Here is a 22,893-nt window from a genome sequence, read left to right on the forward strand (position 1 = left end):
AGGAAAATATTACACAATTTAAATTTATATCTAAAACCTATTATTTCCTATTAAAAATTTCATTTGATTTCTCTATAATTTCATTAATATCAAGATATAATGAATAATAATACCAGTATATGAAAAGTACTTAAATAAATAAAACATCAATTTTAAATATAATCATCATTTATATTATTTTTTTAATATAAAATCTTTTAACCTATCTTCATAATATTTACATAAATCAAAGATTGTTTCATTAAACCTATTAATTAATGATAATATATCTTTAGAAGAATAATCTAGGTTTTCAATACTTTCAAGTGAACTAATCCATTTAATTGGTGGTATATCAATTAAAATCTTATCCAATTCTTGCTTTGTAATTACATATGGAAAGCCATTACTTAATAATTGATTTACTATTCCATCAGGAGTGCGTGTAGCTACTATTACCAAAGTATGTTCTTTATCCCTTTCAAGTTCTTTTGGAGAAATACAATATATATTCTCAAAAAGATAGCCCCATTTTTTAGAATTATTATCTGAAAAATAATCCACATTGATTAATCTTGATTTTAATTCATGGTATAATCTAGTTCCATATTCTCCTGCACAGAAAATACACAATTTATCGGCTTTATCATTAGATATTTTTTGAATATACTTTTTAAGTAATAAAATTTTCTCAGAAATATCACTAGGAATATCTGCTTCTTGAAGTTTTTTATTAGCATATCTATATGCTTCCTCCATTTTTCCTCCTTTAAAATAACAACACATTCTATTATAAAAATTATAGGGACTTCCATACATTGAAATCATTTCATCTTCAGTTAAAGTTTCTAAAAAACCTATATGCAATCTACAACGTTCTTCATTATGGCATGAAATTGTTTTACTGCCTTGATCATTATGTATTCTTACTATAATCAAAGGTTCATTTATATAAATTATTTTTTGCCATCTGAACATTCTAAACCATAAATCATAATCCTGGGTAGTAATTAAATCAGTATTAAAAAGTCCAATTCTTTCAAAATGACTTTTATGTATAAGCAAACTACAACCACTAACTAATCCTTGTAATACCGGAAAGACTGAGTTAGTTAATTTTTCTTCTGAATAAGTACTTTTTAAAAATACATGTGTTATAACTTGAGAATTGACATCCAACAAATCATATGCACTATAAACAATAGATTTAAGATCTCCATTTTTATATAGCTCTTGTATTTGTCTTTCAATTTTATTTGGATAATACATATCATCATGTGATAACCAAGAGAAGTATTCACCCTTCATATTTTTAATTGCTAAATTAAGGGCACTAGCAACTCCACCATTTTCTTTATAAAAGTATCTTATTTTATCTCCATAAGATAAAGCTATATTTTCTGTCAACCCATTATCATTTGAACCATCATTAATAACAAGCACCTCAATATTTGGATATGTTTGAGCTAATGCACTATCAATAGCATCTTTTAAGTAATTTGCTCCATTATATACAGGAATAATAATTGAAACTAATGGTTTATTCATAAAAATTTTCCTTTCAATACATTTCTTCTTATTAAAATTTCTTTATAAAGATTTATGTGCTTATTTACATATTCTTGATAATTGTAATACTTTTTAACAATTTCTTTTCCTTTCTCGCCTCTTGCCCTACACTCATTTGGATTTTTTATTAATCTTTCTACTACCTTTACTATGGAATCACTATCCTTATATGGCACTGCTATTCCACATTCAGGAGCAAATGTAATCTCAGGTAATACCGTATTTTCAAAAACTATTACAGGACATCCCGATGCCATAGCTTCAATTGACATCAAGCCAAAAGTTTCTGCTAATGAAGGCATTATAAAAATATCAGAAGCAGCATAAAAAGAATATATAACATCATTATCATTTTGCCATCCTAATTCAATTATATTATACCTCTTAAATAAATCTTTAGGTAAGGAGTAAGAACCTAAGGTAATAACGGTGATAGGAATGCTAGAATTTAATTTATTTAACATTTCTATTACATACTTTGTTCCTTTTATTTCATTATCTTCAGCACGAAAAGCAATAACAAAATTCTCATTAGGAATATTAAAATACTTTCTAGATTTTTGCTTATTATATTTTTTAAAGCAATCAGTATCAATTCCAAATGGAATTATATGCAAATTGTTAAAATGAGCTGTTAATGGACTGTTTTTTATATAATCCGCCATAAATTTAGATGGAACAACTATGTCCATATCAATTTTTTTATAAATTTCTTTCTTTATAGACCATAATTCACCAGCTTTATCAAATTGCATTGGATAAACTGCATCCGATAATTTAGGACAATTCATACATCCATTTTTCCATTTCATGCATTCAAGCGGATGAATGCAATGCCCTGTAATAACCCAAGGATCATGAATCGTCCAAACGGATGGTTTTAGATTTATTAATTTAGGAAAATCTAAGATTGATATAAAATGATTATGAATTAAATGATAATGTACAATATCTGCATTCATAAATAAATTATTTTCAACAATTTTTTTACCAAATGGATAAATTAAATTAGCCATACTTAATTGATACTCTAATTTTCTTAAAATACTTCTAACAAATAATTCATTATTATCACATATCTTAACTGTAGATTCTTCTTTTCCAAGCTTTTCCAAAACTAATTGGTGTGTTGTATGTCCTAATTTATTCAAAGAGAGTTGTAAATCATGACCATTAAACTTACGTCCAGGCAAATCAGTATTACTAACCTGAATTATATTCATATCCTTTCTCCTCTCAAGAATATATGACTAATATTTAATAATATTTTGCTAATAGATTATTTTCTCCAAATATTTTTATCTATAATTCTAGTATAACTTTGAATAATTTTAATTACAGTTGAAGATACATCTTTCTCTAAATAATCGGATACATTCGAACCATAATTCTCATTTTTAGCCATATCTGTAGCTATTTCTACAGCTTGTAATAATTGCTCTTCCGTAATTCCCCCCATAATAAAACAACCTCTTTCTAAAGATTCTGGTCTTTCAGTTGAAGTTCTTATACTTACTGCAGGGAATTTCAAAATAGCAGCCTCTTCAGGAAGAGTACCACTATCCGATACTACACAAAAAGCATTCTTTTGAAGAAAATTATAATCTGTAAAAGAAAATGGCTCAAGTTTTTTTACAAGAGGATGAAATTCAAATTTTCTCTTTTTAATTAAAGCAGCACTACGTGGATGAACAGAATATATAACAGGCATATTATACTTTTCAGCCATAGCATTTATAGAATTCATTAGACTTAAAAAATTTTTTTCAATATCTATATTTTCTTCTCTATGTGAAGAAAGTAGAATATATTCTTTCTTTTTTAAAGTTAATTTTTCTAATATTTCACTACTATTAATTTTATTCATATTTGAATATAGCACTTCTGTTATTGGAGACCCAGTAACAAAAATATGCTCTTTTCTTACTCCTTCGGATAAAAGATAACGTCTTGCATGTTCAGTATATGGAAGATTTACATCTGAAATATGGTCTACAATTCTACGATTAATTTCTTCAGGCAAATTTTCATCAAAACAGCGATTACCAGCTTCCATATGAAATATTGGTATTTTTAATCTTTTAGCAGAAATAGAAGATAATGCAGAATTTGTATCTCCTAATATTAATAAAGCGTCTGGCTTTAACTCTGTCATTAATTCATAGGACTTAAAAATAATATTTCCCATTGTTTCGCCTAAATTTTTTCCTACAACATTTAAATAATAGTCAGGTTTTCGTAATTTTAAATCATTATAAAAAATTTCATTTAAATTATAATCATAATTTTGTCCTGTATGTACAAATATATGTTCAAAATGCTTATCTGCCTTCTTTATAAATTCAGAAAGTCTAATAATTTCAGGTCGAGTTCCTACTATTGTCATTAATCTTAATTTTTTCAATACTCATATCCTCCTAAAAATAATGTTTATACAATTCCTTATGATCAACAATCCATCTACTAGTATCCAATAACATTTCTTCATATGATGGAACAACAAAATTAAAATCTTTTCTATTATTTATCAAAGATTTATTACAGTGTATTGTATCATCCTTTATTATTTCAATCTTTTCCCTTTTTATATAATTATTAAATAAATTTAACAATTCATATTTACTAATTTTTTGGTTATTAACAAGATTATAAAGTCCAGTTATATTCTGTTCTATAGCGGCCTCAATAGCTTGAGCTAATGTAATTGTTGAAACTCCTGTCCAAATCACAGAGTTAAACCCTTTTACTGGTCCATTTTGTTTTAAGAACCAATTTAATAATCCTACTCCTTCTTCTTTCATATCAGGACCAATTATTGATGTCCTTATCGTTAAATTTTTCAAATCATTAATTTCGCCTAACGATTTTGTCCTTCCATAGAGTGTATCACTGTCTTTAAAACTATCTTCATTATATTCACCATCTTTTCCTGAAAAAACACAATCTGTACTAAGATGTATAAATTTTGTATCAGTTTTACTTAAACAATCAACAATATAATGTGGCAAATAACTATTAATAAAAATTCCTTCAGAAATATTGTTATCAACATTCTTATTTAAAACACCTAAACAATTAATCACAACATCAAATTTCTTGTATGTAACTGCTTCTTTTATAACATCTTTTTGTAAAGCATCACCTATTATGTTTTCACAATAATCTAATGGCTTTCTAGAAAATCCAACAACATTATGTCCCTTTTCTTGTAGATAAATACTCATAAGATGGCCAGCCATTCCACCTGCTCCTAAAATTAATATTTCCATTCTTCTAACTCCTTCTGTACAAAATCTAGTTCTAAAAGTTTTCTTTTTACTTCCTCTAAATTTAATAATTTTGTGTTTTGAGAGTTAAATTCCTTAATTTCTGGTTCCTCAACATTTCCTACGTCAAAATACTTTGTATAATTCAAATCTCTATTATCTGCAGGAATCCTATAAAAATCCCCTAAATCAATTGTATTCATTGCTTCTTCTTTTGTAAGTAATGTTTCATATAGTTTTTCGCCATGCCTAGTACCAATATATTTTATTTCATTATCTGCATTAAAAATTTCTTTTACTGCTTGGGCCAATGTTCCAATGGTGCAAGCAGGTGCTTTTTGAACCATTATATCCCCAGCATTGGCATTTTCAAAAGCATACATAACAAGCTTAACTGCATCATCAAGACTCATTAAAAAACGCGTCATGTTAGGATTAGTAACTGTAATTGGTTTTCCTTGTTTTATCTGTTGAATGAATAAAGGAATTACAGATCCTCTTGAACCCATAACATTTCCATATCTAGTCCCACAAATTATTGTTTTATCTATAGTACGTGATTTTGCAATAAATATACGTTCCATCATTGCTTTACTTATTCCCATTGCATTAATAGGGTAGGCAGCTTTATCGGTAGAAAGACATACGACTTTCTTTACACCTTCTTCTATAGCTGCTGTTAATACATTTTCTGTTCCTATAATATTTGTTTTAACGGCTTCCATTGGAAAAAATTCGCATGATGGTACCTGTTTTAATGCGGCAGCATGAAAGATATAATCAACACCACACATTGCATATTTTACACTATGTAAATCTCTTACATCTCCTAAATAAAATTTAATTTTAGTATTATTATATTTTTTTCTCATATCATATTGTTTTTTTTCATCCCTAGAAAAAATTCTTATTTCTTTTATATCTGTATTTAAAAAGAGTTTAAGTACAGCATTTCCAAATGATCCGGTTCCTCCTGTAATCAATAAAGTTTTATCAGTAAACAAATTATTTTCACTCCTTCTTTTTGACTTTATTTCAATCATATCTTGCATCATCACAATATTTAGAGATATCTTCTCCAGAATATAGCTTCTCTATAATTTTAATCTGATCATTCAAATTATAACCAGCAGCTTCAATTAAACATTTGTTTTTTTCACGCTTGTATCCATTTTTCAACTTTATAATACTATTTACCCATTCATATACATCATTTGATAGAATTTGTATATCTTTAGTTATTTTTGCCTCACCAGGAATATTTTTACTTGTTAAACATTTTAATCCTGCTGCTTGGGCTTCAATTAAAACTAAGCCAAGACCTTCAAAATGAGAAGGTAATAAAAAAACATCCATAGCTTGCATAAGTTCTGGCACATCATCACGTTTTCCCATAAACATAACTGCATTTTCCAGACCATAGTCTTTAACTTGTTTTCTAATAGTATCTTCCAAAGGTCCAATACCTACTAGAATTAACTTTGAATTTGGAAGCTCTTTATGAACTTCTTTAAAAATTTCTATTAGCATCTTATGATTTTTTTGATAAACAAATCTGCCAACATGTCCCAATACAAAGTTTCCATCAATTCCTAATTTCCTACGATAGTCGTCTCTAATTTTCTGCGAAAAACTATATTTATCCACATCAATAGCATTCTTTAATATCTTTATTTTTTCCCTTGGAATCTGTTCCCCAAATAACCAATCTGCTGCTAATTTAGAACAAGCACAAAAATGTGTTCCATATTCTAAAGGTAAATTCTCTCTATAATAATTATGAATTTTTATGTATTCTTCTCTTTTTTTTTCATCTAATATATCAATCATTGTACTGTGAGAATGAATTATTACAATAGGGCATTTTCTCTCCATTGCTATTTTTTCTACTAAATAGCCCTTCCAAAAAGATGTATGTAAATGTATCACATCATAATCCTCATCTAAAATTTCATTTATCTCTTTAATAAATTGAGTTTCATCCTCTTCAGAAGAACATGATAGATAATGAATTTTACATCCTTGAGCTATTACTTCATCTGCAAAATCTAAAACTTTACTTCTGGTTGCAAAATCAAATTGAAATTTACTTTTGTCTATAAACTTCCAATTTTGTAATACATATTGAGTAACTCCACTACATGAATTGGTTAATGGAAATTGTAACACTTTTATTTTCTTCATATTTTCTCCTTATATAATATTTCTATAATTTAATTTCAGAAACAGGATGTGTTTTCCTTTGGTGCTCTGGTGGTAAGGTCATATAATTTCCAAACTTAAAACTTAAGTATTCATGATAATCTTTTATTCCCTTGAACGTATAATTTTCAAATTCATAATTCACGCTTTCCTCATACCATTTACGATAATATCCGAATTTTTTATTAGGAGTAGGAAACATTAATATTCTTACCATTTTGGTATTTTTTTTATTACTTCTTTTAATTAAGTTATGATAATAATTAAATACAAATTTTTCTGGAATTTTATAAAGAATTTTATAAATTAAACGTATTACTTTATTTTTATCTGCTATTCTTCCAACAGCTGACCATAGTATTTTTCTTATAATTGTACACTCTAAATTATGTAAATATCTAAAAAAATAATTATCAGGAACTCCATCTAAAGGAAAAATATCAATAAAAATCCCCTGTTCATAGGGCATATGTTCTTGATGTTCTCTCAAAAATACAGTTCCCTTTCTCCTAAGCTTTCCATACCCCCAACGGTAGCCTGTCGTATTTCTATGATCTTGAAAATAAAACCTAGTAGTATCAAGTTCAGTTTCACATGCTTCTCTAAACTTTTCATATTCTGATCTTAATAATGCAACATCTGCATCATCATCCCAAGGAATATAACCTTTATGCCGTACTGCTCCTAAAAGGGTACCAGCAATAATGTTATATTTAATATTACACTTTTTACATATTCTATCTACCTCTATTAACATTTCTAACTGAATAGACTGAAGCTTTTTAAGTTCTTCATCTTGCAATCTTATCATAAGTTTCACCTTTACCTAATTTCTCTCTAACACTTCATAAATTTAAATTTACAAAAAATTAATTGAATGATTTTTTAAAAGCTTATTCTATAATATTTGTATTTTTCCTTTTAATAAAATTTTCTATTATTTTTACTATTGAAATCGATTCTTCCGCAGTAAGTCTATATTTCTTTTTATCATTTCCATTTATCATTGAAATAAAATTACTTAACTCATATCTAAGACCTTCACCTGCGAATTTATAGAAGAATTTCTCGTTATTTTCATGATCTTCATATCTTACCTCAAAATGTTTTGTTTTCCACCAAGGTGCTTCTACATAAATATATCCCTTGGTACCTGAAATTATAAGCTCCCCTTCTGATTTAACACCTAATCCAACTTTAGCAGTAGCAAGAGAATTTCTATATTTTAAATATATTTTAGTATATAAGTCTATTCCATCTGAATTAATAAAAGTTTCAAATCTTAAATCAGTATAATTCAAACCTAATAATTTTATTATTGCAAGTAATGGATAACTTGCCAGTTCAGTAACACTTCCACCATTTTCATTTACTTTTAGTTCCCTAATATCACCTGATACTAACTTTGTAAAACCTGCTTCTACATCTTTTATCTCACCAATAATTCCACTCTTTGCTATTGACAATAGCTTTATAAAACCTGGGGTATATGCTGTTTTTATTGCTTCCATTAGGACAAGGTTATTTTGGGCAGCAATTCTATAAACTTCTTCTGCTTGTTTACTATCTAAAACAAGTGGCTTCTCACAAAGAACATGTTTATTGTTTTTTAATGCTTTAAGTATGTATTCATAATGAGTATTATGTGGAGAAGCTATATATACAGCATCAATGTTTTCTAAAAATTCATCAATTTTATCAGTATAAAAATTCAACTCAAATTTTTCTGCAAATTTCTTCGCACTACTAATATTAGGATTATAAACTCCCTCTAAGTTAGTTCCACTTACATATTTAACTTCATCAACAAATCTATTTGCAATTCTTCCAGTTCCTATAACTCCTAATTTGACAATTTTATAATTTTTCTGCCTTAGCATTGTGCTTGATACACCTTTAGTTCTTTCTAAATATACAACTTCACAATATTGTTTTAAAAAATCAAATTTTCCTTTCCAATCTGAACCCACAGTAAAAATATCTATATCATATTTTTGAATATCCTCTATCTTTTGTCCAACGTGATCTTCTATAATTATTTCATCCGCAAATCCAGTTTTTTTAACATTCTCTATTCTTTCCATCAACGAATCAACCACATTTAATTTCCCTCTATATTCATCATACTGCTCAGTTGTAATTCCCACAATAAGATAATCGCCTAATTCTTTTGCTCTTTTTAACAAGTTATAATGGCCATAATGAAATAGATCAAAGGAGCCATAAGTAATTACTTTTTTCATATAAAACTATTTCCTTTCTTATATTAATAAAAAGAATATTTCACCTACTTATAATTATTAATCTCAACATATTATTATTATCGTAAATTTTTATATAACATTTATATAATTAAACAGAATAAAACTATAATTTATTCCACAATGATTTCAAGTAAAATTATTATACTTTAAATTATGTTACTACAAAATCACAAAAAACTCTAAAGATAAAAAACATATTAATCATATAATAAAAAGAACTATCGTTAATGATTTTAATCTTTCAACAACAGTTCCTTTATGATTTCTAATTCATCTTATAATTTAAAATTATGTAATTTATTTATATTTTGTTTTCTACTATTCTACCTATTTTTTATAAAAATAAAATATAGTATTGAACTATTTTTTTGAATTAAGATACTCTATTCTTCTTAAAGCATTTTCATAATTATTGCATATCTTATAATATTTAATTGCTTTTTCTTTATTTCCCAAACATTCTAAAATTACACCAATATTATAATTAGCAAGATAATCATTTACTCCATCCATTTTACATATCTCTATTCTTTTTGCATTTTCAAATTCAATAATTGCTTCATTAAAAAATCCATTATTCATATATATTAATGCTATTAGAAATATGAAATCGGCAGAATTTTTATATTCATTATATAAATTTAGTAATTTCATTGAATTTTTGTATTCTTCTAATTTTATTAATGAGTATCCATATGTTTCAATTAAATCCTGCACATACTCAAATTTTGTATCAAGATTAAAACTTAAAGCTGTTTCAAAATTATATTTCGCTTCCTTAAAGTTATCATTCATATAATAACTTTTCCCTAATTGATAATAAATATAAGGATCTTCAGAATTTTCTCTTAATGCTTCTTTAAGCATCTCAATATTCCTAATTATTTTATTTTTTCTAGTTATTTCTTCATTATTATATCCTATATGATGAATTTCTAAAGGCAAATTATAAGTTCTAAACAGTTTACCATTTTGAGTTGTAACTTGCTCATGTATCAAACCTTTGTATATAAATAAATTTTTATTAAATAGTCTATTTACATATTCTTTATATGTAAATTTATTGCCATCTCTATAATATTCATTTTTTATAATTATACGTCCAACCTTTTCACTATTTTTATTAATTAGTTTTTCTATTTCTTTTAAGTCAATATCTATAATAACTTCATCTGCATCTAAAACTAGAACAAAATCATTAGCGGCTTTGCTAATAGAAAAATTTCTAGCCTGACTAAAGTCATTACACCATTTAAAATCATATACTTTATCTGTATATTTTCTAGCTATTTCTTTTGTATTATCTGAAGATCCAGTATCAACGATAATAATTTCAAAATTATAATCTTTTATACTTTCTAAGGATTTTTCTAATACTTTACTTTCATTTTTTACAATCATGCAAATTGATATCATCAAATACCTCTATTCCAGAAATTTAATAATTTCTAATATATCATTTTTTATATTTTCATCACCGCATAAAATTAAAGCTTCCTTATAATAGTATAAACTTTCCTTATTTCTATTTAAATTTTGTAATATTAAAGCTAAATTATATGTAGCATCAAAATCATCATTATTAAATATTTTAGAAAGACCTATATAAGTTAATGCCTGCTCATATTCACCCTTTATATAATGAACTACTCCTAACAAATTATTAATTCTACTATCAAACTTAAAACTATTTGATAGTTCTTTTAATATTTCTTCCGCTTCCTTTATTCTATTATTTTCTATTAAGATCTGTATATTATTTATAAGATTTTCTTTTTCATTAAATATTAAATTATAATTAATATTATCTAGTTGAATGCTATCTTTCAGATAATCTATTAACACTTTATATTCTGGATATTCTTTTATCATTTTTCTTAATTTTCTTATGTACATAACTGTATCAACAGAGTATATCTTAAATAAATTAAATAATTCAATAAAGAATATTTCATCCTTACTACATATTTTTTTATAATATTTATTCAAAACTTCATTATTATATACTTTTTTTATAAAGTTAATTTTATTTATAATAGTCCTATAAAGTAATCTATCATAATTTTCCTTTTCAATATTATTACTTTTTATTAATAAATCTTCTATTATATTTAAAAAGCTCAAATCTTCAAGATTATTATTTAAAAAATTATCTTTTGAATATTGATAGAATAAATCTATTCCTCTATAATCTTTATTCAAATCAATTAAATAGCTAATCATATCATTTTTGTTCAAATTTTTAATAATATCTAGAGAATTTTTCTCTTCTAAAATATATTTAGCCAATATTCTTGACTTATATGAATAGTAACAATCGAATTCTATATCTTTTTTATTTAAATCTATATTTTTGTAAATATAATTTATATAATTATCCAATCTTTTATCTAAACCTAATAAGTTTTCATATATTGTCAATATATCATTTTTCAAAGTTTCTTTAGTAACTTTATCACAAACAAAAATTATATTATTTATATTCTTATCAGATATTTCTTTATCCTTATAAATTGCAAATACTTTATCATATTTCTCTTTTCTTATAAAAGCATATAATAATATTTCCTCAATATCATCTTCATTATATAGTAAATAATTATTAATTATATAATCATAATCTTTACTTTTAAATGCAAGAACAATTCTTTCCTTTAACATTTCTTTTTTCTTTGCAAAGGATATATTAGATACACTTATATCTTCAACAATATATCCTTCTTCCAACTTCTTATGTAATTTAAAATATTCATCATAATAATATTCAGCTTTTTTGTAATCATTTAATAAACTATAAGCCTTTCCTATAAAATAATAAAAATCTAAATGTTCTTTCCTATAGCTAAGGGCTTCTTTACATAATTCTATAGTCCTTTCATATTCCCCAATGGAGTTTAAATACATTGATAGCAGATGATAAATATATAAATATTTACTTTTATCTTTTACATCTTTAATTAGTTCGAATGCTTTACTTATACTTTCATAAGCCTTATCAGGCATATTTGCCATTCCATAAGTTTGAGCCAATTGAAAATAAGTATATGGATTATTATTATCTTCTTTTAAATCTTCTAATAGTAACTTTAAGTTTCTTTCATATTTGTAATTCATGAGATTAAAGGATTCCCTTGAATAACCATAATGTATTAAAGTTATATTGGTTAATTTCGTAGGCTCTAGTATTTTAGGTTGTTCATGAACCCTTCCTGTATAATAAAATTCTTTCCTATTTCTAAACAACCTTACTAAAGTTCCAATTAAATAATCATTCTCTTTATTAGTAATCATGTTTTTGAATTTAATTGTCGCTGAATTAAACTTCTTAACATCCTTTGCTTTAAAAAACTTTATCAACTCATTAGGATTTTCTAAAACTTCATCAGCATCTAAAACTAAAATCCACTCTCCTTTGCACTTACTAATACTATAATTTCTCATTTCGGAAAAGTTTCCTGTCCACTCTTTTTTAAAAACTTTATTGGTATATTGCTTTGCAATATGTATTGTATTATCTTCACTACCTGTATCTACAATTATTATCTCGTAATCTATTTTATTTTTTAATGCCATTAAAGCTTCTAATGCTCTTGGTAAATTATTTTCTTCATTTTTTACAATCATTGCAATACTTAATAACATACTATCTCTCCTTTATTGCTTATATTTCTATTGTCGAAAACATTAGAAAAAACTTAATATAAGAGAACATTAAAAAAGAGTCAGATATTAAATCTGACTCTCATAATCATTAAAATTTTAATTATCTTAATAATTGAAGAACTCCTTGTGGTTGTTGATTAGCTTGTGCAAGCATAGCTTGTGCAGCTTGTTGAAGAATATTATTCTTAGAGAATGTCATCATCTCTTTTGCCATATCAACATCTCTAATTCTTGATTCTGCTGCTGTTAAATTTTCAGCTGCATTATTTAAGTTAGCTATTGTATGTTCTAATCTGTTTTGAACTGCTCCAAGTTTTGATCTTTCTGTTGAAACCTTTGTTATTGCAGCATTTATAGTAGAAATTGCTGCTGTTGCTAAATCTGCACTAGCAACTTGAGTTGAAATTGTATTTATTCCTAATGAAGCTGCTCCCATGTTGCAGAATGTAACAGTTATTTGTTGACCGCAGTTTGCTCCAACTTGGAATGTAACTTCTGTTGTAGCAGCTTTAAATATTGCTTGAGTATTGAACTCTGTATTATCCTTAATTCTATCAATTTCTTGAGTTAAAGCATGTAATTCTTCAGCAATAGCATCTCTATCAGCTGTTACGTTTGTATCGTTAGCTGCTTGAACTGCTAATTCTCTCATTCTTTGAAGAATATTGTGAGTTTCATTTAAAGCTCCTTCTGCTGTTTGTAGCATTGAAATACCATCTTGTGAGTTTCTTGAAGCTTGTTCTAATCCTCTGATTTGTCCTCTCATCTTTTCAGATATTGAAAGTCCTGCTGCGTCATCTCCTGCTCTGTTTATTCTTAAACCTGAGCTTAACTTTTCCATTGACTTTCCTACAGCTGTTGTATTTGCACCCATACTTCTATGTGCATTTAATGCATTCATATTGTGATTAATTATCATTTTCTTTTCCTCCTTGATTTTTATTGACATCCTTGTCTTATTTTTATAATTTGTTAAATTTTATTTAAGTTTACTACGCTATGTAATAGCGTGTAAATCTATATACTATTCTAACTAACTTCAAAATCATTCTACAATTATCTTAATAATTGAAGAACTCCTTGTGGTTGTTGATTAGCTTGTGCAAGCATAGCTTGTGCAGCTTGTTGAAGAATATTATTCTTAGAGAATGTCATCATCTCTTTTGCCATATCAACATCTCTAATTCTTGATTCTGCTGCTGTTAAATTTTCAGCTGCATTATTTAAGTTAGCTATTGTATGTTCTAATCTGTTTTGAACTGCTCCAAGTTTTGATCTTTCTGTTGAAACCTTTGTTATTGCAGCATTTATAGTAGAAATTGCTGCTGTTGCATCTGTTGCATTAGCAACTTGAGTAGAAATTGTATTTACTCCTAATGAAGCTGCTCCCATGTTGCAGAATGTAACAGTTATTTGTTGACCGCAGTTTGCTCCAACTTGGAATGTAACTTCTGTTGTAGCAGCTTTAAATATTGCTTGAGTATTGAACTCTGTATTATCTTTAATTCTATCAATTTCTTGAGTTAAAGCATGTAATTCTTCAGCAATAGCATCTCTATCAGCTGTTACGTTTGTATCGTTAGCTGCTTGAACTGCTAATTCTCTCATTCTTTGAAGAATATTGTGAGTTTCATTTAAAGCTCCTTCTGCTGTTTGTAGCATTGAAATACCATCTTGTGAGTTTCTTGAAGCTTGTTCTAATCCTCTGATTTGTCCTCTCATCTTTTCAGATATTGAAAGTCCTGCTGCGTCATCTCCTGCTCTGTTTATTCTTAAACCTGAGCTTAACTTTTCCATTGACTTTCCTACAGCTGTTGTATTTGCACCCATACTTCTATGTGCATTTAATGCATTCATATTATGATTAATTATCATTTCCTATTCCTCCTTGATTTTTATTGACATCCTTGTCTTATTTTTATATAAAATGCTCTACAATGTAGAGTGTTTCTCTATATAGAGTTTATTGCTTAAGCCTTATATTATATATATCGAATAATTTTATTTTACTTTATAGCTTTTTTAAATTTTTTTATATTTTCCTATTAAAAAAACTATTTATCTTTTTATTGTTTTCATAAGCCTTATTCGCATTTCTAATTGTATGAATTTTTCTAATTTCTTCTTTTACTTTTGCTTGTTCTTCTTCTATAGTTACTTTTAATTTTCTATCAAGATCTAACAAGCCTTTAGAAATATATATTTCTTTTATTAGCTCTAAATTTGTATTTTTTTCATCAATTAGCTCAGTTATTATTTTTTCTCTTTTATCCATAAGAGAGTTAAAGTCAACATCTTTATTACTAATATTTTTGATTATAAATTCTGTTATTTTTTTATACTCTTCTAATTTATTTTCCAACATAATTTTATACCATTCCTAATTGTTGTAACAAATAACTTTGCTGTGAATTTAATTTATTCATCATTGTCTCTAGAGTTGCATATTTTGAATATAAGGCTTGCTCCCTTTTAGCAAAATTAATTTCCATATCTTTCATTTTTCTTTCATATTCTTCAATAGATTTTGTTAAAGTATTATTATAAGCTGTAACAGTTCCTTCATATCCTACTTTCTTTAAAAAGTTAGAATTTGAAGATATAGTCTCATTATATAGAACATCTTTTATTCTATTCAATATTCCAGTTTTATTGTACTTATCGCTTGGTGACATAGACTCATCTTTCGGTGATGATTTAACAAATAAATTCATTACTTCTTCAGAATTTTCCTCTAAAGCTTTTATCAATGTATTTTCATCTATTGTAAAAGTACCATTTTTTGTTCCTTGATAGTCTTTAACGGATACTATTCCTATCTTTTCTAAATTAATATTTGATCCATCAACTATGGTTCTCATAGAATTTTTTAAGCTGTTGACAATTCTGGTTAAATCTGAATCTCTACTTAACTGACCTCTTTCTACTCTTTCATTCCAAAGCTTAATTTCATTTTCTGACATTTCTTTTTTCTGATCTGATGTTAAAGGCATAAAACTTCTATCTCTTTTTTCAGTTGTTAATTTATTTAGCTTTTCAATTAAAGTATTATAATCATTAATAAACTTTACTATTTTATCTTTTATTTCCGTAACATCTGTCTTCCCAGTAATTTTTATATCTTCGTTTTCTGGGATTTCTTCAGTAAATTTAAAAGTCACTCCATCTAATGTTACATTATTAGATATTCCTTTATGAGTGTAAATACCACCTTTACCGTTAGTAAATACTATTTCTGCATCTTGTCCACCTTCAGAAATTTTATAGGTCCCTTCTAATAATTGGATATCTATTTGAGCTTTCTCTCCAGTATTATTTGAAATAAATCTTAATTGTGTCCCATTATCTTCAACAACTATATTTAAGTTCTGATCCTTTGAGACCTTATTCAAATAATCTACAGTAGTCATTTCACCTTTTAAAGATAAATCTATTAATACACCATTAATTGTAATTTTCTTATTTTCAATTTCTGATAAATTAAAAGTTTTTTCAGCCTTTACTTTATCAAGTCCAGGGATAAAATCTTCGTTAATTTTATTATTCACACTTATACTAATTTCGTCAATATTTCCAAGTGTTGTACTTTCAAATATTATCTTATTCCCCTCTTCATTATCCTCTTCATTCTCCTCTATGGAAACTTTCAAATTATAGCCTTTTAATTTTTCATTTAAAACTTTTTCTAATTTACCTTCATCAATTTTACCTTCTTCATTCTTGAAATCACTACTATTTAAAGTTATTTTTTTATCTTCATCCCCATTAATAACTATAGTTATTACATCATCTTCGAAATCGGAAACTTTAAATCCAGTAATCTTAGCTGCTGTTGGGTCAGCATATTTTTTAGGATTAATTACCTCAAGAGCACTGGTATTTGCAGTTCCTCCAACTGTAAAAATACTATCTTTTCCTAAAATTGTAGACTCTAAAATATATCCACTTGCATTAGAATCTTTGTCCCCTGCAAAATTAGTATAAGTTGCTTTTACATTAATACCAGCTTTTTTTAGTTGATTAGTTAAGTTGGCAGCTTTCTCTTTTTCAGTACCACCAGATAATTCAAATTCTATACCATTAATAGTAATTTTATTATCTATAATTTGACTTGATGGAACAGAAATTTTTGATGCCTTTGCTATATGTCCAGTAATAGTATAATTTTCTGGTTTTGCTTCTCCGCTAGCTGTAATTATTACACTATTACTTGAAGACGTAAATTTAGTAGTAGCCCAATTTTTATTTAATAATAAACTATCAGCGTTTAATATATCAAAGTATTTATTATAAAGTTCTCTAGTTTCCTTTATAACATCCCTATAAAGTTTTTGCTTTATTTCTAATATTTCCTTTTGTTGACCCTTTTGATCAATTTTCACCCTATAAGGTTTCATAGATGCTTTTATTACTTCATCTATATCTAAACCTGTTGCTAATCCAGTTATTCTCATTTAGCCACCTCCAGTTTTTAGTTTTTTAAATATTATCTTCTCATTCCCTTAGATCTTTCATAAGCTTCATGCCATGTATTTCTAACTTCTTCTATAACAGGAATAAGCTCGTCCATCATTTTTAGATCTTTCTTTAAATTTATTTCAAACAATCTATTTTTTATAAAATCATATACACTATAAAGTTGTTTTGCCCATTCTCCTGCACTTGTATCTAAAGTTATCATTAATTCAGTAAATATATCTTGAACTTTAATTAAGTTCTTATGACTTTCCTTAATATCCTTATCTTCCAAAGCTTGTCTTGCCATTTTGGAGAATCTAACTGCACCATCTACCAGCATTAAAAGTAATTGTTCCTTTGGAGCAAAATTCACACTATTATTTTTATATGCATTTAGTGCATTACTACCATACATTCTCTATTCCTCCTATTTTTTAATATCTATAAAAGCGCCATGTTCTATAGTATTAAAATCTTTTTCTGCATTTAAAATTATTTCTGCTTCTTTTTCTTTTGTTTTAGTAGCTTTAATTATAATTTTATTTTTTCGTTTCTTTATCTTATCTTTTTCTTCTTTAATATATTCATTAAAGCTTTTATCTTTATTTTTTTCGCTATCTTTATAAATCTTGATTTTTGCCTTTCTATGAACCTTATGATCTTTTGTTTTTTCATATACTTCTCTTCTTATATCCGTATCAATTTTATTTAAATATAGATTCATAGTTTTCACCTACTTTAAGCTTTACTATCAACGATTATACCAGCCATTTCACACATCTTAGCAACTAAGTCTAATATTTTTTCTGGTGGATATTCCATAATAACTTCTTTTGTATCTCTGTTAATTACTTTCACCATAATATCACCTAATTTTTTATGGACTGAATATTCCACAAAAGTATTTTCCACCTTTAATAAATCATTTAACTTATTTATTGCTTTATCTAAATCTTCTTTCTTAAAATCTTTATCTCTATTAATATCCTTTGCTACATCCCTGTTTTCTGAAGATTGATTTACTTCAGCTACTTTTGCTACATTTAGGTTAACTTGTCCTCCTTGACTTTTAACCATTATATCCATTTTCGCACCCCCTTAATTACAATTCATAATTCAAAATGAATAATTTATAATTATGGATGAAACTCATAAAGAGTTTCTAGGTAAACTTTATATTATTTTTTACCTAGATTTTTAAGTATATCTATATTAACCTTCATCTTCGTTGCTTCTTTATTTTCTTTTTGAACTTCTTCATATAATTCTTTTCTAAGGATAGTCATTTCTTTAGGTGCATCTATCGCTAATTTAACACTACCGTCTTCAATTTTTGATATAGATATTTCAATATTATCACCTATTAAAATTGTTTCACCTTTTTTTCTAGTTATAACTAACAAACCAACACCCCGCTTTAACAATTAATAATTCCCAGTTGACAATTTAGATAAGAATGCTAGAAATTTTTATTAAAACATATTCTTATATTTAGCTTTGCTTAACTTTTCTTTAATTGTTAACTGTTAATTTGTAAAAATTTTTTCTCTTATATTATATTTTTCTTTATCTAGTATATATTGTTGCCCTTTTTTTTCGTTTATATTTATTACCAAAGGTGCTTTCAGGTTTGCTGTTATATTTTCTACTTTGCTATCTAATTTTACAATTGAATAAAGTAAAACTTCATTTTGATTTTTAATATTTAAAGTTTCTATTATTTCATTACTTAATTCTATCTCATAATCTTCTTTCACAGCAAAAGGTGAAATTATAACAAATCCAAGTTCTGCATCTTCGACAGATTGCATTATTTTGAAAGGGCTCTCCTCATCAACTTCTTTAATAATATATTTTTTTAGTTCATCAAAACCTGGTATTCCCTTTTCAAAATATATAATTTCATTTTCTTCATATATCATTTTCCCATGTACTGGTGATATTATTTCCATATTATCTACTCCTATCTTAGGAAATCTAAAAGTGTTGGTTGAATTATTCTTGCGCTAACTTGAAGTGATGCCATATATACTGTCTGCGCAACTGATGCTTCTATAGTTTTTTCAGCAAAATCAATATCTTCAGTCTTTGATAATACATCTTTTAAATTTAAGATTTGATCTTCATTTTGGGTTGCTGCTGCTTCCATTCTATTTTGTTTAGCTCCAACCTCAGACATAATCTTCAATAAATTGGATATAGTAGAATCCATTTGACTTAATAAATTTCCTGTAACTTCGGAAGAATCTTCTGAATCAAGTGAATTCGTAATGTCTGTTAATAAATTCATTACATTTACTTTATTTGCTCCCTCACCAAATTCTAAAATTTCTGTTGAACTAACATTATACTTCATTGTTACACCTTGCGAAATTTCAACTATAAGACCTGAAGCAAGCATTTCCATTTCATTACTTGTAGATGGATCTGCTATTATGGTACCATCGGAAGAAGAATAATATAATTTATTATTTCCTGTTGTCCCATCAGCCTGTACTGCCACTGGTTTACTATTAACCTTTGTTCCACCAAATATATATTTACCATCAAAATTAGTATTTAATATTTGAGCTATTTCATTCACTTTTTCATTAATTTCATCTTTGATAGCTTTCTTCTCATCACTACCATAAGCAGCATTTCCTCCAGCAACCATTAATTCCCTAATTCTTTGAAAACTTTTTTCTAGTTGTTGAAGGGCTGTATCTGTTGTATCTAGCCAGTTTGTAGTATCTTTAATATTTTCATTATATTGAATAGCTGCTTTTATATCACTGCTTAACTGCATACTTCTTGCTGCTTTATAAGGATTGTCTGAAGGTCTGCTTATTTCTTTACCTGATGATAACTGGTTATTTATCTTTTTTAAATTATTTTGATTTCTATTTAAATCCCTTAAAAAGCTTTTACTCAGCATTGAATTTGTTACTCTCATTTAATTCCCCTCCTATCTTCTTAATCCATTTATTACAACTTCTAAAAGTTCATCTATTGTTGCAATTATCTTTGCATTTGCATTATAAGCATGTTGGAATTGAATTAAATTTGCCATTTCCTCATCTAAGGAAACTCCTGAAACTGATGCTCTAGTTTCTTCAATACTATACAATAAATCTTCTTGATTTATTACCATTCTTGTTGCTTCTTGAGTTTGAACCCCTATCCTATCGATAGTGTCTTTAAAATAGGAATCTAAACTCATACCATCTTTAGAATTAATTAATCCAAGTCCATCTTCTTTTAAGTTTCCATCTAGTAATTGTAATCTAGTTTTTACTGATTCATTTATATCTTGAATTCTAAGTTTTCCATTTCTTAGTTGTGCTATTGCTAAAGCCCTTGTTCCATCTCCTTCACCTGAATCCTCTGTCTTACCTGCCTTAATCTTCATTACGTCATTTAATATTTCCTCATTTATAGTAATATTTTTAGCTGAAATTTTTTCTTCTGCTAATAAGGTATCTCCAATATTGTCAAGATTACCCGAAGCATCATATTTAGCAACATCTTTATTTACAAAGAAAGGCAATGTGTCTTCAGAAGCATCTGCTTTTCCACTATGAATACCATTTACCGCTAATGCTATTGCCTTGGCTAATTTATCGAGTTGATTCATATAATCTTGTATATCTTTTTGAACTGAATATAGACCATTGACACTACCTGCAGATGGTTCAAATAACATAAGATGTTCAAATGATACAGTATCTCCATCTTTTATTGGATGACCGTCTCCCCTTATAGCTTGCCCATCTTTATTGGACCAAATAATTCTCTTACTTAATATTTCTTCAGCTTTAGCCTCATTAATTCCTGTAATTTTTAATGTTTGCTTATTACTTTCACTGCTCATATCTCCATTTTTGTAATAAGTCACTATAAATGTTGTACCTGAAGGATCACTTTCATCTTTATCCACACTAGTTATATAAGAAAATCTAGCAACATCTCCATTAGGACTGGAATTAACTAATAGATTTGACTTTACCTTTCCTGTATCTGTTGGTTTTAAATTTATACCGTTAAACTCTTCCCTTTCAACTACAATACCAAATTTACTGCTTAACTCATCTATAAGTAAGTCTCTTTTATCCATTAAGTCATTTGGTGTATTACGAGATACCGTTACATTAATTATTTCTTGATTTACCCTATCTAATTGATTTAAAAGACTATTAATACTCGTAACTGTATGTCTTAACTGATCTTGTGCATTTAACTGCAAGGCTTCTAACTGTCTATAAGTTGAATTTAATGCATCTGTTAAAGCTAAAGTTTTTTGTGCAACCACTGTTCTTGAGTTTGAACTATTAGGCTGCTTAGAAAGTTCTTGGAAAGCATCAAAAAAACTTCCTATTAGACTTGATAAACCTGTATCAGATGGTTCATTAAGTATACTTTCTACTTCATATAGAAAGTTTTCTCTAACTTGGTACTTTCCTAAAATAGAAGTTTCATTTCTTACTTGATAGTCTAAAAATGTATCTCTTATTCTTTCAATTGTACTTATTTGTGCGCCAGTACCTATTTGACCAACTCCACTTTCAGAAGTATAAGGTGTTGACGTAACAATATTAGCTCTTTGCCTTGAATATCCTACAGTATTGGCATTTGCAATATTATGTGATGTTACATCAATACTTTTTTGCTGAACTGACATTCCTCTTTTAGCTATATTAAATGTTGAAAATAATCCTGACACTTTTTACCCCCTGCTTATCTTTTAATATTTCCATAGGAATTATACGTTGTTACATTTCTCTTTGGATTTATTAAACTAAGAATTTTATTTGTAAAACTCAATTGTTGTTTTATTAATATTTCGTTAGTATCTTTTTGAAGCTTAATTTCATTTAGTAATTTTTGAATTCTTCTATATATTTCATCCAATTCCTTATCTTGAGAATTTATAACAACATCACTAATTGAGTTGTTTCCTAACAACTTTCTTCTTTTAACTTCAGTTTCTGCTACATCTTTGTTTTTTGATATTATATCTTCCACTATAGATTCTAAAGCATAAATTTCCTTTTTAATGGTTAATTCATATTGTTTATCAAGTAAATCTAATAAACCTTTTAATTCTCGTTCTTCTTCAATAAGAATTTTCTTTAATTCTTCTACCATACTATTATTTTCCTCTCATAGTATCTAATAGACTTTGCGCCAAAAGTCTTCCGTTTATATCATAAGTACCATTTTGAAGCTTGTTTTTAATTTCTAATACTTTTTGACTGTTGTCAAATGCACTCTCATCTATGGCATAATTTTTTAATATCTTTGCTTCCTGAGACAATTCTATTCTATCAGACACTTCTCTTTTTTCTAATTTACTTATTTTATTAGAAGAAACCCTATTATATTGATTTATTCCGCTCGTATATCCTATTCCTTTAATGTTCATAGCTACCTCCTAATAATTTCTTCTTTATATTCTTATTTTCGTATTTTATCAATATAAGTTTATAGATTAAATAAAAAAAAGATTAAGC

At 26.9% G+C, this 22,893-nt stretch carries 23 protein-coding genes; all 23 read right to left on the reverse strand.

The annotated features are described in order from the left end of the window. Window positions 1-174 precede the first annotated feature (174 nt). Window positions 175-1,527 (reverse strand): glycosyltransferase, encoded by a 1,353-nt coding sequence (locus tag BEN51_RS06375; protein WP_119865247.1) that lies wholly within the window; start codon window positions 1,525-1,527, stop codon window positions 175-177. Continuing rightward, entirely contained in the window at window positions 1,524-2,771 is a 1,248-nt protein-coding gene (locus BEN51_RS06380) for a glycosyltransferase (RefSeq protein ID WP_119865248.1), read from the reverse strand. The genes BEN51_RS06375 and BEN51_RS06380 overlap by 4 nt, the downstream gene beginning before the upstream one ends. A 56-nt stretch (window positions 2,772-2,827) precedes the next feature. After that, window positions 2,828-3,952: a non-hydrolyzing UDP-N-acetylglucosamine 2-epimerase gene (wecB, locus tag BEN51_RS06385; RefSeq protein ID WP_119865249.1), complete on the reverse strand. Its 1,125-nt coding sequence runs from the start codon at window positions 3,950-3,952 to the stop codon at window positions 2,828-2,830. A 13-nt stretch (window positions 3,953-3,965) separates the two neighbouring features. Continuing rightward, window positions 3,966-4,817 (reverse strand): sugar nucleotide-binding protein, encoded by an 852-nt coding sequence (locus tag BEN51_RS06390; protein WP_119865250.1) that lies wholly within the window; start codon window positions 4,815-4,817, stop codon window positions 3,966-3,968. Further along, the gene (locus BEN51_RS06395) at window positions 4,805-5,818 is read right to left on the reverse strand and encodes a polysaccharide biosynthesis protein (protein WP_119866584.1); all 1,014 of its coding nucleotides are present in this window, start codon (window positions 5,816-5,818) and stop codon (window positions 4,805-4,807) included. Before BEN51_RS06395 ends, BEN51_RS06390 begins: the two co-directional genes overlap by 13 nt. Before the next feature lie 31 nt (window positions 5,819-5,849). Further along, entirely contained in the window at window positions 5,850-6,998 is a 1,149-nt protein-coding gene (locus tag BEN51_RS06400) for a glycosyltransferase (protein WP_119865251.1), read from the reverse strand. A gap of 22 nt (window positions 6,999-7,020) precedes the next feature. After that, a complete protein-coding gene (locus BEN51_RS06405; protein WP_119865252.1) occupies window positions 7,021-7,827 on the reverse strand; it encodes a LicD family protein in 807 nt (268 codons plus the stop codon). An 82-nt stretch (window positions 7,828-7,909) separates the two neighbouring features. Beyond that, window positions 7,910-9,259 (reverse strand): Gfo/Idh/MocA family oxidoreductase, encoded by a 1,350-nt coding sequence (locus BEN51_RS06410; RefSeq protein ID WP_119865253.1) that lies wholly within the window; start codon window positions 9,257-9,259, stop codon window positions 7,910-7,912. A gap of 381 nt (window positions 9,260-9,640) precedes the next feature. Beyond that, complete coding sequence (locus tag BEN51_RS06415; protein ID WP_236906267.1) at window positions 9,641-10,681, reverse strand: glycosyltransferase; 1,041 nt, start codon at window positions 10,679-10,681, stop codon at window positions 9,641-9,643. Window positions 10,682-10,705: 24 nt separating this feature from the next. After that, window positions 10,706-12,922, reverse strand: coding sequence for a glycosyltransferase (locus BEN51_RS06420; RefSeq protein WP_119865255.1), 2,217 nt, complete (start codon window positions 12,920-12,922; stop codon window positions 10,706-10,708). 121 nt (window positions 12,923-13,043) lie between these two features. Further along, window positions 13,044-13,862, reverse strand: a complete 819-nt coding sequence (locus BEN51_RS06425; protein WP_119865256.1) for a flagellin N-terminal helical domain-containing protein — start codon at window positions 13,860-13,862, stop codon at window positions 13,044-13,046. 137 nt (window positions 13,863-13,999) lie between these two features. Continuing rightward, on the reverse strand, window positions 14,000-14,818 hold the full coding sequence (locus BEN51_RS06430; protein WP_119865257.1) for a flagellin N-terminal helical domain-containing protein: 819 nt from the start codon (window positions 14,816-14,818) through the stop codon (window positions 14,000-14,002). Window positions 14,819-14,975: 157 nt separating this feature from the next. Then, window positions 14,976-15,308: a flagellar protein FliT gene (gene fliT, locus BEN51_RS06435; protein ID WP_119865258.1), complete on the reverse strand. Its 333-nt coding sequence runs from the start codon at window positions 15,306-15,308 to the stop codon at window positions 14,976-14,978. A gap of 4 nt (window positions 15,309-15,312) precedes the next feature. Then, window positions 15,313-17,397 (reverse strand): flagellar filament capping protein FliD, encoded by a 2,085-nt coding sequence (gene fliD / locus BEN51_RS06440; protein ID WP_119865259.1) that lies wholly within the window; start codon window positions 17,395-17,397, stop codon window positions 15,313-15,315. 32 nt (window positions 17,398-17,429) lie between these two features. After that, entirely contained in the window at window positions 17,430-17,816 is a 387-nt protein-coding gene (gene fliS, locus BEN51_RS06445) for a flagellar export chaperone FliS (RefSeq protein WP_119865260.1), read from the reverse strand. Window positions 17,817-17,828: 12 nt separating this feature from the next. After that, window positions 17,829-18,125 carry a hypothetical protein gene (locus BEN51_RS06450; protein ID WP_119865261.1) on the reverse strand — a complete coding sequence of 99 codons (297 nt, stop codon included), beginning with the start codon at window positions 18,123-18,125 and terminating at the stop codon, window positions 17,829-17,831. Between the two features lie 14 nt (window positions 18,126-18,139). Continuing rightward, complete coding sequence (locus BEN51_RS06455) at window positions 18,140-18,487, reverse strand: flagellar protein FlaG (RefSeq protein WP_119865262.1); 348 nt, start codon at window positions 18,485-18,487, stop codon at window positions 18,140-18,142. A gap of 92 nt (window positions 18,488-18,579) precedes the next feature. Then, window positions 18,580-18,804: a carbon storage regulator CsrA gene (csrA, locus tag BEN51_RS06460; RefSeq protein WP_119865263.1), complete on the reverse strand. Its 225-nt coding sequence runs from the start codon at window positions 18,802-18,804 to the stop codon at window positions 18,580-18,582. A 123-nt stretch (window positions 18,805-18,927) separates the two neighbouring features. Then, entirely contained in the window at window positions 18,928-19,353 is a 426-nt protein-coding gene (gene fliW, locus BEN51_RS06465) for a flagellar assembly protein FliW (RefSeq protein ID WP_119865264.1), read from the reverse strand. Between the two features lie 11 nt (window positions 19,354-19,364). Beyond that, entirely contained in the window at window positions 19,365-20,336 is a 972-nt protein-coding gene (gene flgL, locus BEN51_RS06470; RefSeq protein ID WP_119865265.1) for a flagellar hook-associated protein FlgL, read from the reverse strand. Window positions 20,337-20,348: 12 nt separating this feature from the next. Continuing rightward, complete coding sequence (flgK, locus tag BEN51_RS06475; RefSeq protein WP_119865266.1) at window positions 20,349-22,103, reverse strand: flagellar hook-associated protein FlgK; 1,755 nt, start codon at window positions 22,101-22,103, stop codon at window positions 20,349-20,351. Between the two features lie 14 nt (window positions 22,104-22,117). Beyond that, window positions 22,118-22,528, reverse strand: a complete 411-nt coding sequence (locus tag BEN51_RS06480; RefSeq protein WP_119865267.1) for a flagellar protein FlgN — start codon at window positions 22,526-22,528, stop codon at window positions 22,118-22,120. 4 nt (window positions 22,529-22,532) lie between these two features. Further along, the gene (locus BEN51_RS06485; protein WP_119865268.1) at window positions 22,533-22,805 is read right to left on the reverse strand and encodes a flagellar biosynthesis anti-sigma factor FlgM; all 273 of its coding nucleotides are present in this window, start codon (window positions 22,803-22,805) and stop codon (window positions 22,533-22,535) included. Window positions 22,806-22,893 lie beyond the last annotated feature (88 nt).

The sequence above is a fragment of the Clostridium isatidis genome, assembly GCF_002285495.1.
Classification (GTDB): Bacteria; Bacillota; Clostridia; order Clostridiales; family Clostridiaceae; genus Clostridium; species Clostridium isatidis.

Excerpts from the sequence above, each read along its gene's own strand:
- BEN51_RS06375 (WP_119865247.1), bottom strand. The coding sequence starts at position 1,527 with ATGAATAAACCATTAGTTTCAATTATTATTCCTGTATATAATGGAGCA.
- BEN51_RS06380 (WP_119865248.1), bottom strand. The coding sequence starts at position 2,771 with ATGAATATAATTCAGGTTAGTAATACTGATTTGCCTGGACGTAAGTTT.
- BEN51_RS06390 (WP_119865250.1), bottom strand. The coding sequence starts at position 4,817 with ATGGAAATATTAATTTTAGGAGCAGGTGGAATGGCTGGCCATCTTATG.
- BEN51_RS06400 (WP_119865251.1), bottom strand. The coding sequence starts at position 6,998 with ATGAAGAAAATAAAAGTGTTACAATTTCCATTAACCAATTCATGTAGT.
- BEN51_RS06405 (WP_119865252.1), bottom strand. The coding sequence starts at position 7,827 with ATGATAAGATTGCAAGATGAAGAACTTAAAAAGCTTCAGTCTATTCAG.
- BEN51_RS06410 (WP_119865253.1), bottom strand. The coding sequence starts at position 9,259 with ATGAAAAAAGTAATTACTTATGGCTCCTTTGATCTATTTCATTATGGC.
- BEN51_RS06415 (WP_236906267.1), bottom strand. The coding sequence starts at position 10,681 with ATGATTGTAAAAAATGAAAGTAAAGTATTAGAAAAATCCTTAGAAAGT.
- BEN51_RS06420 (WP_119865255.1), bottom strand. The coding sequence starts at position 12,922 with ATGTTATTAAGTATTGCAATGATTGTAAAAAATGAAGAAAATAATTTA.
- BEN51_RS06425 (WP_119865256.1), bottom strand. The coding sequence starts at position 13,862 with ATGATAATTAATCACAATATGAATGCATTAAATGCACATAGAAGTATG.
- BEN51_RS06430 (WP_119865257.1), bottom strand. The coding sequence starts at position 14,818 with ATGATAATTAATCATAATATGAATGCATTAAATGCACATAGAAGTATG.
- fliT (WP_119865258.1), bottom strand. The coding sequence starts at position 15,308 with ATGTTGGAAAATAAATTAGAAGAGTATAAAAAAATAACAGAATTTATA.
- fliD (WP_119865259.1), bottom strand. The coding sequence starts at position 17,397 with ATGAGAATAACTGGATTAGCAACAGGTTTAGATATAGATGAAGTAATA.
- fliS (WP_119865260.1), bottom strand. The coding sequence starts at position 17,816 with ATGTATGGTAGTAATGCACTAAATGCATATAAAAATAATAGTGTGAAT.
- BEN51_RS06450 (WP_119865261.1), bottom strand. The coding sequence starts at position 18,125 with ATGAATCTATATTTAAATAAAATTGATACGGATATAAGAAGAGAAGTA.
- BEN51_RS06455 (WP_119865262.1), bottom strand. The coding sequence starts at position 18,487 with ATGGATATAATGGTTAAAAGTCAAGGAGGACAAGTTAACCTAAATGTA.
- fliW (WP_119865264.1), bottom strand. The coding sequence starts at position 19,353 with ATGGAAATAATATCACCAGTACATGGGAAAATGATATATGAAGAAAAT.
- flgL (WP_119865265.1), bottom strand. The coding sequence starts at position 20,336 with ATGAGAGTAACAAATTCAATGCTGAGTAAAAGCTTTTTAAGGGATTTA.
- BEN51_RS06480 (WP_119865267.1), bottom strand. The coding sequence starts at position 22,528 with ATGGTAGAAGAATTAAAGAAAATTCTTATTGAAGAAGAACGAGAATTA.
- BEN51_RS06485 (WP_119865268.1), bottom strand. The coding sequence starts at position 22,805 with ATGAACATTAAAGGAATAGGATATACGAGCGGAATAAATCAATATAAT.